The organism is Pseudomonas sp. TE6283, from assembly GCF_054060555.1.
In genome coordinates this window covers 18,336-32,374 of record NZ_JBSSDH010000021.1, presented here as the reverse complement: position 1 = coordinate 32,374, position 14,039 = coordinate 18,336, and the positions used below count along the sequence as shown (strand labels likewise).

The 14,039-nt window shown below is 66.1% G+C and carries 12 protein-coding genes, 1 tRNA gene and 1 pseudogene; 5 read left to right on the top strand and 9 right to left on the bottom strand.

Annotated features, from left to right (window positions below; all coding sequences use genetic code 11):
• Positions 1–193 precede the first annotated feature (193 nt).
• Positions 194–1,648, top strand: a complete 1,455-nt coding sequence (locus ACVWZ5_RS22080; RefSeq protein ID WP_096049725.1) for a mannose-1-phosphate guanylyltransferase/mannose-6-phosphate isomerase — start codon at positions 194–196, stop codon at positions 1,646–1,648.
• Positions 1,649–1,711: 63 nt separating this feature from the next.
• On the top strand, positions 1,712–2,947 hold the full coding sequence (locus ACVWZ5_RS22075; protein WP_062574625.1) for a glycosyltransferase family 4 protein: 1,236 nt from the start codon (positions 1,712–1,714) through the stop codon (positions 2,945–2,947).
• On the opposite strand, the gene ACVWZ5_RS22070 is transcribed toward ACVWZ5_RS22075, so the two are convergent.
• Positions 2,936–4,156 carry a molybdopterin molybdotransferase MoeA gene (locus tag ACVWZ5_RS22070; RefSeq protein ID WP_062574626.1) on the bottom strand — a complete coding sequence of 407 codons (1,221 nt, stop codon included), beginning with the start codon at positions 4,154–4,156 and terminating at the stop codon, positions 2,936–2,938. The two genes, ACVWZ5_RS22075 and ACVWZ5_RS22070, sit on opposite strands and share 12 nt — an antisense overlap.
• Positions 4,140–4,679 (bottom strand): molybdenum cofactor biosynthesis protein B, encoded by a 540-nt coding sequence (moaB, locus tag ACVWZ5_RS22065; protein WP_028692756.1) that lies wholly within the window; start codon positions 4,677–4,679, stop codon positions 4,140–4,142. Before moaB ends, ACVWZ5_RS22070 begins: the two co-directional genes overlap by 17 nt.
• Positions 4,680–4,849: 170 nt before the next feature.
• Between moaB and ACVWZ5_RS22060 the strand changes: the two genes are divergently transcribed.
• Together ACVWZ5_RS22060 and ACVWZ5_RS22055 are read left to right on the top strand one after the other, a co-directional pair.
• On the top strand, positions 4,850–5,071 hold the full coding sequence (locus ACVWZ5_RS22060) for a YgdI/YgdR family lipoprotein (RefSeq protein ID WP_023632528.1): 222 nt from the start codon (positions 4,850–4,852) through the stop codon (positions 5,069–5,071).
• 81 nt (positions 5,072–5,152) lie between these two features.
• A tRNA-Pro gene (locus ACVWZ5_RS22055) sits at positions 5,153–5,229 on the top strand.
• A gap of 106 nt (positions 5,230–5,335) precedes the next feature.
• Here the strand turns inward: ACVWZ5_RS22055 and mqo are convergent.
• The 4 genes and pseudogenes from mqo to ACVWZ5_RS22035 all read right to left on the bottom strand — a co-directional run bounded on the left by mqo (position 5,336) and on the right by ACVWZ5_RS22035 (position 10,815).
• On the bottom strand, positions 5,336–6,901 hold the full coding sequence (gene mqo, locus ACVWZ5_RS22050; protein WP_062574627.1) for a malate dehydrogenase (quinone): 1,566 nt from the start codon (positions 6,899–6,901) through the stop codon (positions 5,336–5,338).
• Between the two features lie 336 nt (positions 6,902–7,237).
• Positions 7,238–7,942 (bottom strand): methyl-accepting chemotaxis protein, encoded by a 705-nt coding sequence (locus ACVWZ5_RS22045; protein ID WP_425049088.1) that lies wholly within the window; start codon positions 7,940–7,942, stop codon positions 7,238–7,240.
• A 228-nt stretch (positions 7,943–8,170) separates the two neighbouring features.
• A pseudogene (locus ACVWZ5_RS22040) lies at positions 8,171–8,281 on the bottom strand (hypothetical protein); the annotation flags it as partial.
• 770 nt (positions 8,282–9,051) lie between these two features.
• Complete coding sequence (locus tag ACVWZ5_RS22035) at positions 9,052–10,815, bottom strand: ABC transporter transmembrane domain-containing protein (RefSeq protein ID WP_062574628.1); 1,764 nt, start codon at positions 10,813–10,815, stop codon at positions 9,052–9,054.
• 246 nt (positions 10,816–11,061) lie between these two features.
• Here ACVWZ5_RS22035 and ACVWZ5_RS22030 point away from each other — a divergent pair, with 246 nt between their 5' ends.
• Positions 11,062–11,235: a PA1571 family protein gene (locus ACVWZ5_RS22030; RefSeq protein WP_167388413.1), complete on the top strand. Its 174-nt coding sequence runs from the start codon at positions 11,062–11,064 to the stop codon at positions 11,233–11,235.
• 52 nt (positions 11,236–11,287) lie between these two features.
• Here ACVWZ5_RS22030 and pdxB read toward each other — a convergent pair whose 3' ends face one another.
• The 3 genes from pdxB to rlmM form a co-directional block, all read right to left on the bottom strand.
• A complete protein-coding gene (gene pdxB / locus ACVWZ5_RS22025) occupies positions 11,288–12,430 on the bottom strand; it encodes a 4-phosphoerythronate dehydrogenase PdxB (RefSeq protein WP_062574629.1) in 1,143 nt (380 codons plus the stop codon).
• 48 nt (positions 12,431–12,478) lie between these two features.
• A complete protein-coding gene (gene tusA, locus ACVWZ5_RS22020) occupies positions 12,479–12,721 on the bottom strand; it encodes a sulfurtransferase TusA (RefSeq protein WP_028692762.1) in 243 nt (80 codons plus the stop codon).
• Between the two features lie 68 nt (positions 12,722–12,789).
• The gene (gene rlmM / locus ACVWZ5_RS22015; RefSeq protein ID WP_457340852.1) at positions 12,790–13,854 is read right to left on the bottom strand and encodes a 23S rRNA (cytidine(2498)-2'-O)-methyltransferase RlmM; all 1,065 of its coding nucleotides are present in this window, start codon (positions 13,852–13,854) and stop codon (positions 12,790–12,792) included.
• Between the last annotated feature and the right edge of the window lie 185 nt (positions 13,855–14,039).

Sequence of the window (14,039 nt, the reverse complement as noted above, 5' to 3'; positions counted from 1 at the left end):
GAAAAACCGCCGCTTCACACAAATGCCATTGAAAGCCGAGCGCCACAGGTGCATCATCTGACAAATATTTGGCCATCACGGACGAAGCCGACCAAAAAAGTCATTTTATTGACTTTGTGCCGCCAGACGCCTGACAGGTCGAGATTTCCTTGCATTGCGCCGTCCCCCGGCGCCCTGATTCGAGGCTGTGACTATGAGCGTTCTGATTCCCTGCATCATCGCTGGCGGCGCCGGCACCCGATTGTGGCCGGTCTCCCGCGAGGCCATGCCCAAGCCCTTCATGCGCCTGCCCGATGGCATGAGCCTGCTGCAAAAGACCTTCAGCCGCGCCAGCAGCCTGCCCGGCGTCGATCGGGTACTCACGGTGACCAACCGCGAAGTGGTGTTCCGTACCCAGGACGAATATCGCCAGGTCGGCACCCAGCGCATCGCCTTGGACTTCATCCTCGAACCCTTCGGTCGCAACACCGCCCCCGCCATTGCCGCCGCGGCGCTGCACTGCGCCCGCCTGCATGGCGAGGACAGCCTGCTGCTGGTACTCCCCGCCGACCACCTGATCCAGGACCAGGATGCCTTCGAGGCGGCTGTCCAGCGGGCCATGGCCCTGGCCGCACAAGGCTGGCTGACCACCTTCGGCCTGCTGCCGACCCGCGCCGAGACCGGCTTCGGCTACGTCGAACTGGGCCAGCCGCTCGACGGCGACAGCCACCGGGTCGCCCGCTTCGTCGAAAAGCCCGACACAGACACCGCCCAGGCCTACCTGGACGGTGGCCGGCACCTGTGGAACGCCGGCATGTTCTGCCTGCGCGCGGGCACCGTGCTGCAGGAGCTGCAGGCCCACGCCCCCGAGCTGCTGCACAACGTGGCCCACTGCCTGGCGCAGAGCGCGTTCAAGGAGGGGACGTGCGGCCAGCAGGTGGAACTCGACGCCGACAGTTTCGCGCTCGCCCCAGATATCTCTATCGACTACGCGCTCATGGAGCCCTCCACCCAGGTGGCCGTGGTGCCCTGTGCCATCGGCTGGAGCGATATCGGCAGCTGGGAAGCGGTGCGCGAGCTGCGCCCGGCCGACAGCCAGGGCAACCACTGCAACGGCGAAACCGTGCTGCATGACGTGAGCAACTGCTACATCGACTCGCCGCGACGGTTGGTGGGCGCGGTGGGCCTGGACAACCTGATCGTCATCGACACCCCCGACGCCCTGCTGATCGCCGACGCGGCGCGCAGCCAGGAGGTCAAGGTGATTGCCCAGCAACTCAAGCGCCAGGGCCATGACGCCTACCGCCTGCACCGCACCGTGACCCGCCCCTGGGGCCTGTACACCGTGCTCGAGGAAGGGCCACGGTTCAAGATCAAGCGCATCATGGTCCGCCCCGGCGAATCGCTGTCGCTGCAGATGCACCATCACCGCAGCGAGCACTGGATCGTGGTCAGCGGCATGGCCTGCGTGACCAACGGTGAAGAGGAGTTTCTGCTCGACACCAACGAGTCGACCTTCATCAAGCCCGGGCGCAGCCATCGCCTGACCAACCCCGGCGTCATCGACCTGGTGATGATCGAGGTGCAGAGCGGCGAGTACCTGGGCGAAGACGACATCGTGCGCTTTACTGATATCTATGGACGCGCCCCGGCAGCAGCATCTGCTTGACTGCCAGAGGGCGCGTCTTGCCATCCAGGGCCGACACCCGGCCAACCGCGAGGATTCGGGCTCATGCGCATACTCTGGACCCTGCCCTACCTGCCCTGGCCCACCACCAGCGGCAGCAAGACCCGGCAATACCACCTGCTGCGCGCCCTGGCGCAGCATGGCCACCGGATCACCTTGCTGGTGCAGTCGAAGATCCCTTTGAGTGACGCTGCGCGCGAGGCCCTGGAGCCCTTGGTGGAGCGCCTGCTGGTGCTGCCCCGGCGCCCACTGCACAGCCCGCTGAACCTGTTGGCCTCGCCCATTATCGACTACCCCATGCGGGCCATCATCAACGGCCTGGCGCCGTGCCTGAGGCACCGTTTCGAGCAACTGCTGGACGAACCCTGGGATGTAATCCAGATCGAGCACAGCTACAGCTTCCAACCGTTCGAGAAGGCCTTGCAGGCTCGCGGCATGCCCTACATGCTCAGCGAGCACTACCTGGAATCGGTGACGGGCGCCGCCTGCCACGACCGCCTGCCCTTGTGGCTACGGCCATTGAACGCCTTCGACCGCTGGCGTTATCGGCGCTGGGAACAGCGGGTGCTGCGCCAACCGACAGAAGTGGTGGCGGTCAGCGCCCACGATGCCGAGCTTATCAGCCAGATCAGCGGCCGCCCGGTGAACGTGGTGGTCAATGGCGTGGACTGCGACCACTATCAGGACGTGCGCCCCACGCCGCACAGCCAGCGCCTGCTGTTCGTCGGCAACTTCGAGTACGGCGCCAACCTGGAGGCCATCGAATGGGCGCTGGAGGAGATCCTGCCCCAGGTGTGGATGAGCAATCCGGCGGTGCGCCTGGCCATCGCCGGCCACGCCCTGCCGGCCAGCTGGAAGCTGCACTGGAACGACCCGCGCATCGAGTGGGTGGGCTATCGTCCCGACCTGCGCGAGCTGCAACGGCGCTCGGCACTGTTCTTCGCGCCGCTGCGCCATGCCGGCGGCTCCAAAGTAAAAATCCTTGAGGCGATGGCCGCCGGGTTGCCGGTAATCACCACCAGCAAGGGCGCCTCGGGCCTGGCCATGAACAACGGCGAGCACTACCTGGGCAGCGACGACAGCGGCCAGCTGGCGCTGCTGGTCACCCAACTGCTCAACCAGCCATGGCGCATGTGCCAGCTCAGCGAGGTCGGGCGCCAGTTCGCCCGCCAGCGTCATGACTGGAGCGTCGCCGCCCAGCAGCTGGAGAACGTGCACATGCGCCTGACCCAACTGGCGCCGACCGGCGCGGCAGCCACCGGTAGCGTACTAGCCAAGTAGTTCGCTGAACGGGATGAATGTCACCGTATCGCCCTGTTGTGGCGTCGTGCCTTCGAGCACTTCCACCACGCCGTCGGCCCATGCCGCGCTGCGCAGCACCCCGGAGCTCTGGTTCTTGTAGATCCGCACGCGACCGTCCTCGATGCGCGCCCGCAGGTACTCTCGGCGGGTTCCGGCCTTGGGCCAGTCAAAGCCCGCCGGCACGCTGAAGCGCAGCGGCGCGACATGGGCCACGCCCAGTCGGCGCAGCAGATAGGGCCGGGTCAACAGGCCGAAGGTGACCAGGGTAGAGGCCGGGTTGCCCGGCAGGCCGATCACCGGCACACCCTGGTAATGACCGAAGGTAAGCGGCTTGCCCGGCTTGATCGCCAGCTTCCATAGCGCCAGCTCGCCCGCCTCGCGCAGGGCCAGGCCGAGAAAGTCGGCTTCGCCCACCGACACGCCGCCGGTGGACAGGATCAGGTCGACATCACCCAGCCCGGCCAGGCACTGGCGGGTACGCTCAAGATCGTCCGGGAGGATGCCGGCATCGACCACCGTGCAGCCCAGGCGTTGCAGCCAGCTGACCAGCAGGCGTCGGTTGCTGTTGTAGATCTGCCCGGGGCCCAGGGCCAAGCCCGGCTCGACCAGTTCGTCGCCGGTCGACAGCACAGCCACTCGGGGCCGGCGCCGCACTTCAAGCGTAGCGAAACCCAGGGTCGCGGCCAGGCCGAGTTGGATCGGGCCCAGCCGCGTGCCGGCGCTCATCACCTGTTCGCCGACACGGGTTTCCTGGCCCTTGGGGCGAACGTTCTGCGCCAGCGCCAGGGGCTCAAGAAAGCGCACACGGCCGTCTTCAAGCACTTCGGTGTTTTCCTGCATCTCGACGCAATCGGCGCCTTCCGGCAGCGGCGCGCCAGTGAAGATCCGTGCGCAGGAGCCAGGCTCCAGGGGCTGTGGCGCATGCCCGGCGAAGATGCGCTGGGTCACCCGCAGCGCTTCGCCCTGCCAGTCGGCCAAGCGCAGGGCGTAGCCGTCCATGGCGCTGTTGGGCCATGGCGGCAGGTCGAGGCCGGCCACCAGCTCATGGGCCAGGACCCGACCTTCGGCCTCGCCCAGCGCTACGTGTTCAGTCTCGGCGATGGGCGCCGTGTCGGCCAGCGCCAGCAGGCGCTCCAGGGCCTCTTCCACCGGTATCAAGGACCGGGCCACCTCAGCCACGGCTGTCACAGGCCGCCGCCTGCTTCAGGTGCGGCACGAAATTGCACGGCCGGTGACGGGCGTCCAGCTGCTCGGCGAGGATGCCGTCCCAGCCGGTGCGCACAGCGTTGGTCGAGCCCGGCAGGCAGCAGACCAGGGTGCCGTTGGCAAGCCCCGCCAGGGCGCGGGACTGCACGGTGGAGGTGCCGATGTCGGCCACCGAGATCTGCCGGAACAGCTCGCCAAAGCCCTCGACCTGCTTGTCCAGCAGGCACGCCACGGCTTCCGGGGTGCTGTCGCGGCCAGTGAAGCCGGTACCGCCGGTGATCAACACCACCTGCACCTGGTCGTCGGCGATCCAGGTCGCGACCTGGGCGCGGATCTTGTACAGGTCGTCCTTGAGCAGCACGCGCTCGGCCAGGCGGTGCCCGGCGGCGCCCAGGCGATCGACGAACAGCTGGCCGGAGGTGTCGGTGTCGAAGGTGCGGGTATCGCTGACTGTCAGCACGGCGATGTTCAGCGCAACGAATGGGGTATCTGCCTTGGCTTTCATGGGGGTCCGTCGCAGGGTAACTGGGAATGTGCGCTGTTATATCACAGGCGGCCTGCGGCGTTGTTCTTGGTCAATGCCGCCGCGATGGCGCTATGCTGCACTGTGCAAGGAACTTGCGTGGACGCCCTGCGTCTTAATGACATCTAGCACCATCGCACTGGAGAAACACGATGATCCAACGGACCCTTCCCGCCTTCCTGCTTGCCCTGGGCCTGGGCGCCCTCGCCGGCTGCGCCTCGCCAACCGTCATCACCCTGAACGACGGCCGCGAGATCCAGGCGGTGGACACCCCATCCTATGACGACGATTCCGGTTTCTACGAATTCGAGCAGCTCGACGGCAAGCGCACGCGTATCAACAAAGACCAGATCCGCACCGTCAAGGAGCTGTGATCCGGGAATGCTTTTGGACGCAACTCCTTTTTGCAACAAGGGGTTGCGTTGAAAAAAGCGATGCAGTAGCATTTTGGACATCGGAGTGTAGCGCAGCCAGGTAGCGCGTCTCGTTCGGGACGAGAAGGCCGCAGGTTCGAATCCTGTCTCTCCGACCATTTCCCGCAAAAAACCCGCCTCGAGCGGGTTTTTTGTTGCCTGCGAAAAGGCCCGGAGTAAGACTGGCCCGTGCCGTGACGCTGCATGGCACGGGCTTCTACTGCTTTACTCCGGCAACACCGGCACATGCAACAGTTGCAGGCGCGCACTGCTCCACTCACGGGTCTTGTTGGTCAGCTCGAGGTCGTTGTTCAGCTTCTGGCCGTAGGTGGGCACGATCTGCTTGAGCTTGGCTTGCCATTCGGCACTGTTGATGCGGTCCTTGAAGGTCTTCTCCAGCACGCTCAGCATGATCGGCGCGGCGGTCGAGGCACCGGGCGAGGCGCCCAGCAGCGCGGCAATGCTGCCGTCCTTGGCGGCCACCACTTCGGTGCCGAACTGCAGCACGCCACCGTGCTCGGGATCCTTCTTGATCACCTGCACGCGCTGGCCGGCCTGGAGCAGCTTCCAGTCTTCGTTCTTGGCATTGGGGAAGTACTCGCGCAGCGCTGCCATGCGGTCATCGAAACTCAGCATCAGCTGGCCCATCAGGTAGGTGCTCAGGTCAATGTTATCGATCCCGGCATGCATCATCGGGCTGATGTTGTGGGTGGTCAGCGAGCTGAACATGTCCAGCAACGAGCCGTGCTTGAGGTACTTGGTGGAGAAGGTCGCGAACGGGCCGAACAGCAGCACTTCCTTGCCATCGATCACCCGGGTGTCCAGGTGCGGCACCGACATCGGCGGCGCGCCGACCGAGGCCTTGCCGTACAGCTTGGCCTTGTGGCGGGCGACCAGATCGGCATTGTCGGTCATCAGGAACTGGCCACCCACCGGGAAGCCGGCATAGCCTTCGGCCTCTGGAATGCCGGACTTCTGCAGCAACTTGAGCGCGCCGCCACCGGCGCCGATGAAGACGAATTTGGCTTTGACCGTCGACTCCTTGCCACCGTTGGCCAGGTCGGCCACCACCACATTCCAGCTGCCATCGTCATTGCGCACGATGTCGCGCACTTCGTGGCTCAGGTGCAGCTGCACATTGGGGTTGCGGGTCATGGAGGCGAAGAGCTGGCGAGTGATCTCGCCGAAATTCACGTCGGTGCCGATGGCCATGCGGGTCGCGGCCACCTTCTGCCCGGGATCACGGCCCTCCATCACCAGCGGCACCCACTTGCGGATCTGCTCGTGGTCCTCGGTGATCTCCATGCCGCGGAACAGCGAGCTGTGTTGCAGGGCTTCGACGCGCTTGTGCAGGAAGGCGACGTTCTCGTCACCCCAGACGAAGCTCATGTGCGGCACGTTATTGATGAACGAACGCGGGTTGCTCAGCACGCCCTGCTCGACCTGGTAGGCCCAGAATTGCTTGGATACCTCGAACTGCTCGTTGACGTTGACCGCCTTGCCGATGTCGATGCTGCCGTCCTTGCCGACGCTGGTGTAGTTCAGCTCGCAGAACGCCGAGTGGCCGGTGCCGGCGTTGTTCCAGGCGTTGGAGCTTTCCTCGGCGACCTGCTCCATGCGCTCGTAGACGTCGACCTTCCAGTTCGGTTCCAGCTCGGTGAGGTAGGTCCCAAGGCTTGCACTCATGATGCCGCCGCCGATCAGCAGGACATCGACGGACTTCTGTGGCTCCGCGGGCTTGGAGCAGCCGATGACGCCCAGGCACAGGAGCGTCAGCAGGATTTTTTTCATTAGCTCAATCCAATTGAAGTGAAGGACTGGCAGTCGTTGCCCCCGGCGTGCACGCCCGGATGTTGTTGTTCTGGTCAGCAGGAGTCTTGCGAAATCGGGGCACGATCGCCTCGGGCCGTGGCCCGGGGCGGCGTAAAGCAGAGAGTGTGCCAGGTTGACCTGGGTCGCGACTGATGCCGCCCCTGGCGCTCCCGGCTACCCAGTGGATGGCGACAATCCGCCACAGGCATCTGATACCCCATGCGAAACTGGCGGATTTCCCCACCCTTAAAAGCATCGCGGGGCCAGCCCGCTCCCACGATCGCGTGGGAGCGGGCTGGCCCCGCGAAGGCGATTTCAAGCGCTCAGGCGGGAAGTGACCTCGCCCAACTGTCCCGACAATCCGTGCAAGCGCTGCCCGGCCTGTTCGGTGTGCTGCACGGCCTCCTGGTTGGCGGTGGCGATGCGGGTGATCTCGACCAGGTTGCGCGAGATGTCCTCGGCGACGCTGGTCTGCTCCTCGGCAGCGGTGGCGATCTGCCGGTTCATGTCGCGGATCGCTTCAACCGCCGTGGTGATGCGCTGCAGCATCTGCCCGGCCTGCTGCACCTGCTCAGCGCCCTCCTCGCTGCGCTGCTGGCCGCTTTCGATGGCCTTGACCGCCTCTACCGCGCCCGACTGCACGGCCTCGATGATCTGGTGGATCTCGGCGATCGACGCCGCGGTGCGCTGGGCCAAGCTGCGCACCTCGTCGGCCACCACCGCGAAGCCGCGCCCGGCTTCGCCGGCACGGGCGGCCTCGATGGCGGCGTTGAGCGCCAGCAGGTTGGTTTGCTCGGCGATGCCGCGAATCACTTCAAGCACCTTGCCGATGCGCGTGCTGTCGTGCTCCAGGTGACGGATCACCGTCGCGGTACCGGCGATCTCGCGGTTGACCACGGCGATGGTAGCGATGGTCCGCTGCATGACCTGCTCGCCGGCCTGGGCGCTGTGGTCGGCCTCGTCCGCGGCGCGGGCGGCGTCGGCGGCGTGGCGCGCCACTTCCTGGGCGGTGGCCGACATCTCGTGCATGGCCGTGGCGACCTGGTCGGTGCGCTGGAACTGGTCGTGGGTGCCGTGGGCCATGTCGCCGGCGATGCTGCGCAACCGGGCGCTGGCTGTTTCCAGCTCCTCGGCATTGTCCTTCAGGCGTCCGACGGTATCGGCGAGGAAGTCACGCAGCGTATTGGCGGCCAGCGCCAGGCGTCCCAGTTCATCCTCGCGGCGGCTGTCGACGCGGGCGGCGAAACGCCCCTGGCTGAGCTGGGCGACATAATCGATCAGCTGGCGGATCGGCTCGACCAGGCTACGGTTGACCAGCCACAGGCTGAACAGCCCGACCAGCACAGCTGAACCCAGCATTACCAGCACGCCCAGCCACACCGTGCGCTCGGCGCTGGCGCTGATGGCGGCGGCACGCCCGTGGGCATCGGCGCGCAACTGCTCCACCAACGCGCTCATCTGGTCGCTGGTGGCACGGTCCACGCCCTTGACCGCCAGGTCGCCCGCCACCGGGTCGCCGCCGGCGGCCAGGAACGCCTGGCGACCTTGCGCGTAGGCCGAGCCCAGCTGCCGGTGACTGGCCTTGAGCTGCTCCAGGCGCGCCCTGAGCGCTGGCTCGCTGCTGTCGATCAGTTGCCCCAGCAACTGCTGCACCTGCTGTTCGCGGGCCTGGAACTGCTGCCAGTACTTGTCCAGCTCCGCTGGCTGGCGACCACGCAACAGCACGTTCTTCCACTCCTGCACCTGGATCTTGAACTGCAGATTGGCTTCGTCTATCAGTTGCGAGGCACGCAACGGCCCATCCACCAGCTCGGCATAGCCGCGCACGCTGGACGACAGGAACTGGAAGCACACCAGGGCGATCAGCAGGATCGCCAGCAGGCTGCCGCCGAGCAGGGAGAGAATTTGCACTCTGAGGGATTTACGCAAGATTGCGGATCTCGGAACAAGGAAGAGGGAAAACGGCACACGACGGCACCGCCGACGGAGGCATCCTTGTCCTCTTTCGCTGGCCCGAAAACGCCGCCATCGGGCGATGGCAGCGAGGGCGAGCAGCTGCGCAACAGCGAGGCAGATAGTCTCAGGCAATTGCTACAGAATTGTTACAAAACTGCGACAGCCATGGCCGCTCAGGCCGGGTTGAACTGCAGCGCCGCCAGGCGTGCGTAGAGTGGGCTTTGCTCGATCAGTTGTCGATGGCTGCCGACTGCCGCCAGTCGGCCTTTGTCGATCACCGCGATACGGTCGGCATGCTGCACCGTCGCCAGGCGGTGGGCGATGACCAGCGTGGTGCGCCCGGCCATCAACAGCGGCAAGGCCTGCTGGATCAGGTGCTCGCTCTGCGCGTCCAGGGCGCTGGTGGCCTCGTCCAGCAGCAGGATCGGCGCATCCACCAACAGCGCCCGGGCAATCGCCAGGCGCTGGCGCTGGCCGCCGGACAAGCCCACGCCGCCCTCGCCCAGCAGCGTCTGGTAGCCCTGGGGTAACTGGGCGATGAATTCATCGGCATGGGCGCTGCGCGCCGCCGCCTCGACCTCAGCCAGGCTGGCGTCGGGCCGGCCGTAACGGATGTTGGCCTCGACCGTGCCACGGAACAGTGCCGGTTGCTGGGCCACCAGGGCGAACTGGCGGCGCAGCTCGGCAGGCTCCAGCCCGGTGATCGATCGGCCATCGAGCAGAATCTCGCCCTCCTGCGGGTCGTAGAAACGCAGCAACAGGTCGAACAGGGTCGACTTGCCGGCCCCCGACGGCCCGACCAGGGCCACGGTCTCGCCCGGGCGGATGTGCAGGCTAAGGCCATCAATGGCCGCCGCCATGGGGCGCGATGGGTATGCGAAGCGCACGTCGCTCAGCTGGATATCGCCTGTGGCGCGGCCCTGCGCCAGCCCCTGTGGTTGCGTTGGCGCCAGGATCGCCGTCTGCGCCGCCAGCAGCTCGGCGATACGTTCGGCGGCACCCGCGGCCCGTTGCAGTTCGCCGATCACCTCGCTCAGAGTGCCAAAGGCACTGCCGACGATCAGGCTGTAGAACACGAAGGCGGCCAGCTCGCCACCAGAGATGCGCCCGGCAATCACATCCATGCCACCGACCCAGAGCATCACCCCCACCGCCCCAAGCACCAGCACGATCACCAGGGTGATCAACCAAGCGCGCTGGGCGATGCGCCGGCGCGCCACGCCGAACGCCGCCTCCACGGTCTCGGCGAAGCGCGCCTGGTCATGCCCCTGATGGTTGTAGGCTTGCACCGTCTTGATCTGGCCCAGGGTCTCGGCGACATAGCTGCCCACGTCGGCCACCCGGTCCTGGCTCTGCCGCGACAGGCTGCGCACACGCCGGCCAAACAGCAGGATCGGCGCCAGCACCAGCGGCAGTGCCAGCACCACGATGCTGGTCAGCTTGGGATTGGTGACAAACAGCAGGATCACCCCGCCCAGCACCATAAGCGCGTTGCGCAGGAACATCGACAGCGACGAGCCGATCACCGACTGCAGCAAGGTGGTGTCGGCGGTCAGCCGCGACTGGATCTCAGAGCTGCGATTGTCCTCGAAGAAGCCCGGATGCAGGCCGATCAGGTGGTCGAACACCGCCCGGCGGATATCGGCCACGCAGCGCTCCCCGATCCACGACACCAGGTAGAAACGAGCGAAGGTCCCCACTGCCAGCCCCACCACCAGCAGCAGGAACAGGCCGATGGTCTGGTTGAGCTGGTGCGCCGAGCCGGTCATGAAGCCCTGGTCGACCAGCAGACGGATGCCCTGGCCCATGGAAAGGGTGATGGCGGCGGTGACCACCAGTGCCAGCAAGGCCAGCAGGGCCTGGCGGCGATAGGGACGAACGAAGCGCCAGCCCAGGTACAGGGCGCGGCGCTGGCGGGCAGAGATAGGATCGGGCATGGCGAGGGTGGTTCCATACGGAGACAAGACCAAGACTACCACTCGTCGGCCCTGTGCAACGTCCGGGAATACGACGCCGTCCCATGAACGAATAGAACGACAGTGACTATGCCCATTCGTTCTAACCTGCGACTAGAGCTTTACCACCGTTTCTGTTGGACTGATCCGGCATGACGCCGAAAACTGTCACAGACCAGTCACGGCGAAGCGCTACCTTGAGCTTGAACCTGAAAGAGGAGACAGGACATGAGCTTGCAGCACAGCACCGACACGCCCAAGACACAGAACCGTCCGCAACCTCAGGTCTGCGGCTCGATCATCGATGCCCAGGGCCGTGAGGTCCCGATCACCGAGCAGATGATCCAGAAGGCCTGCAAGGACCTGGAAGAGAGCCGGGTCAAGAAAACCGGCAAGGCCTGACCCCGAATTGCGTGCAACCCGGCGCTTGCGCCGGGTTTTTATTGGCCGGCCGTCAGGCCAGCACCGCCCCCAGAGCACTGACCAGTTGCGCCAGTTGCGGCGCCTGCCCACCTACACGCACTGCCAGCCCCTCGATCTCACGCCGTACCGGATAGTGCTTGCGCAGCAGGTCAAACGCCGCACGCTGGTCGGCTGGGTCTTCACTGAGGCTGCGACGGAAATCCGCATCGTCACGGCGGGGGTCATAGACCGCCCGGCACAGGGTGGCCAGCGCCCAGGCCGGGTCCGCGTTCGCGTCAAACTCGATCTGCGCCAGGCCCGGAGCCGGCAGAAGATCGGCCAGGGATACCTGCTCGGGTTCCCCGCGCCAGCGGCAGAAGGCCTGGTAGATCTGTGCCGTGCCCCGCTGCTTGCCATCCAGGCTGTAGCCGGCGATATGCGGCGTGGCCAGGGTGCAAAGATCGGCCAGTTGCAGGTCCACCTGCGGCTCGCCCTCCCACACATCGAGCACCGCGTGCACATCCTCGCGGTCCAGCAGCAATTCGCGCAGGGCCGCGTTGTCTACCACCGGGCCGCGGCTGGCGTTGATCAGCCAGGCGCCGGCACGCAGCCGCGCCAGGCGCGAATGGTCGAGCAGGTGCCAGGTCGGGTGCTCGCCGCCGCGCTGCAGCGGCGTGTGCAGGCTGATCACGTCGCACTGATCAAGAATCGTCTCCAGGTCGACAAAGTCGCCGCCCTCGCCGGCCTGGCGCACCGGGTCGCACACCAGCACCTTCCAGCCCAGGCCGTGCAGCACCCTAACCAGACGGCCACCGACCTCGCCGGCGCCGACCACGCCATAGATCCGCTTGCCCAGCTCTACCCCTTCAAGCTCGGCCAGGGTCAGCAAACTGCCCAACACGTAGTCCACCACGCCACGGGCGTTGCAGCCCGGCGCGCTGCTCCAGTGGATACCGGCCTGGGCGAAATATTCGAGGTCAAGGTGGTCTGTACCGATGGTGCAGGTGCCGACAAAACGCACCCGGCTGCCTTCGAGCAGTTGCCGGTCGACGCGGGTCACCGAGCGCACCAGCAGCACGTCGGCATCCTTGACGCAGGCGGCGTCGATGGCCCGGCCGGGGTAACGGCGGATCTCGCCGAAACCGGCGAAGAAGGCATCGAGCAGCGGGATATTCTCGTCGGCAACAATCAGCATGGCGCTCTCCTGTCAGGGGGAGCGCAGTGTAGCGCGATCACAGGCGGCTCAGTCGGCCTTCTTGCGGATCCAGTACAGGTAGGTGCCGGACTCTTCCTGCTGGCCGAGTAGCTCGTGGCCGAGGAAGATGCAGAACTTGGGAATGTCGCGGCGGGTCGACGGGTCGGTGGCGATCACCTTGAGCACGCCGCCGCCGGCCAGCTCGCGCACGTGCTTGTGCAACATCATCACCGGCTCCGGGCAGTTCAGGCCGGTGGCGTCGAGGATCGCATCATGGGTGAAATCGGTCATGTAGGGCTCCGCAAAATGATCGTCATTGTGGCGCATCAAGCGGGGCTGTCACAGCCCCCGCGCTGGCCTCAGCGCGGTTTCAGGTCCAGCCGGCGCAGGTGGCAGGTCACTTCCTCGCGGTCGTGATACAGCTGCTTGCAGGCGATCGACACCTTCACATTGCGCGCCTTGAACCCGGCCTCGATGCGCTCGAGCAGCTTGCGCACCTCGGCGTGGCGCTGCTTCATCGGCAGCTTCAGGTTGACCACTGCCTCGCGGCACAGCCCTTCGCCCAGCCAGGTCTCGATCAGCGAAGCGGTGCGCGCCGGCTTCTCGACGATATCGCAGACCATCCAGTCGACGGTCTGGCGGGGCTTCCAGGTGAAGCCGTCGGCCATCAGGTGGGTGACCAGGCCGGTGTCCATCAGGCTTTCGGCCATCGGCCCGTTGTCGATGGCGGTCACCAGCATGCCGCGCTTGACCAGCTGGTAGGTCCAGCCGCCGGGCGCGGCGCCCAGGTCGACGCCGGTCATGTCGTCGTTCAGGCGCTGGTCCCACTGCTCGCGGGGAATGAACTGGTGCCACGCCTCCTCGAGCTTGAGGGTCGAGCGACTAGGGGCTTCGCGGGGGAACTTCAGGCGCGGGATGCCCATCGGCCACAGCGCCGAGTTGTCGGCCTCGGCAAGCCCCAGGAACACCCGCCGGCCGCTGATGAAGGTCAGCAGCAGGCGTGGCCGCCGGGCGTCGTCCACCAGCCGCCCGGCCTTTTCCAGGGCCTTGCGCAGCGGCACCTCGAACTTGCGGCAGAAGGTCGACAGCTCCTTGCCATCGTTACTGTCGAGCACTTCCAGCCACAGGCTGCCGCACACCGGCAGCGCGGCCAGGTGCTCGAGCAGCACGCTGATGCGATCGGTCTCCGGCAGCTCGACGTAGGTGCCGCGGGCCCACTGGCGCGGGAAGATCAGCTGCGAGAAGCGCAGCGTCTGCATCATGCGTTCGGCACCGTCCGGCTCGCTGCAGACGAACTCGGCGCAGGCGCTCTGCGGCTTGCCCTTGGCATAGCCGGACACGCCCAGGTGGGCGGCGTGTTCGCTGATTTCGGCGCAGACCTCGCCCTCGAAGCCGGGCCGGCAATGCATGAACAGGGTATTCATTTTTCACTCCACATCACTGGCGCAGACGGCGCCAGGGCGGCGAATGATAAAGGAAGATCGGAACCGACGACACGCCCCATCGGTCCAGAAAAGGGTCAGGCCAGACAAACCGGTCTAACCTGACTGTTCAGCCAGGTCCGTGCCGTGCGGACCGGTCCAGAGCGGTGACACCGGCGAGCGACACG

What these genes read in the sequence shown, in the direction of transcription:
- rlmM (WP_457340852.1), bottom strand. Translation starts at nt 13,854, where the DNA reads ATGAATACCCTGTTCATGCATTGCCGGCCCGGCTTCGAGGGCGAGGTC.
- ACVWZ5_RS22045 (WP_425049088.1), bottom strand. Translation starts at nt 7,942, where the DNA reads ATGTCGGCCACCGCCCAGGAAGTGGCGCGCCACGCCGCCGACGCCGCC.
- ACVWZ5_RS22060 (WP_023632528.1), top strand. Translation starts at nt 4,850, where the DNA reads ATGATCCAACGGACCCTTCCCGCCTTCCTGCTTGCCCTGGGCCTGGGC.
- moaB (WP_028692756.1), bottom strand. Translation starts at nt 4,679, where the DNA reads ATGAAAGCCAAGGCAGATACCCCATTCGTTGCGCTGAACATCGCCGTG.
- mqo (WP_062574627.1), bottom strand. Translation starts at nt 6,901, where the DNA reads ATGAAAAAAATCCTGCTGACGCTCCTGTGCCTGGGCGTCATCGGCTGC.
- tusA (WP_028692762.1), bottom strand. Translation starts at nt 12,721, where the DNA reads ATGACCGATTTCACCCATGATGCGATCCTCGACGCCACCGGCCTGAAC.
- ACVWZ5_RS22080 (WP_096049725.1), top strand. Translation starts at nt 194, where the DNA reads ATGAGCGTTCTGATTCCCTGCATCATCGCTGGCGGCGCCGGCACCCGA.
- ACVWZ5_RS22035 (WP_062574628.1), bottom strand. Translation starts at nt 10,815, where the DNA reads ATGCCCGATCCTATCTCTGCCCGCCAGCGCCGCGCCCTGTACCTGGGC.
- ACVWZ5_RS22075 (WP_062574625.1), top strand. Translation starts at nt 1,712, where the DNA reads ATGCGCATACTCTGGACCCTGCCCTACCTGCCCTGGCCCACCACCAGC.
- ACVWZ5_RS22030 (WP_167388413.1), top strand. Translation starts at nt 11,062, where the DNA reads ATGAGCTTGCAGCACAGCACCGACACGCCCAAGACACAGAACCGTCCG.
- pdxB (WP_062574629.1), bottom strand. Translation starts at nt 12,430, where the DNA reads ATGCTGATTGTTGCCGACGAGAATATCCCGCTGCTCGATGCCTTCTTC.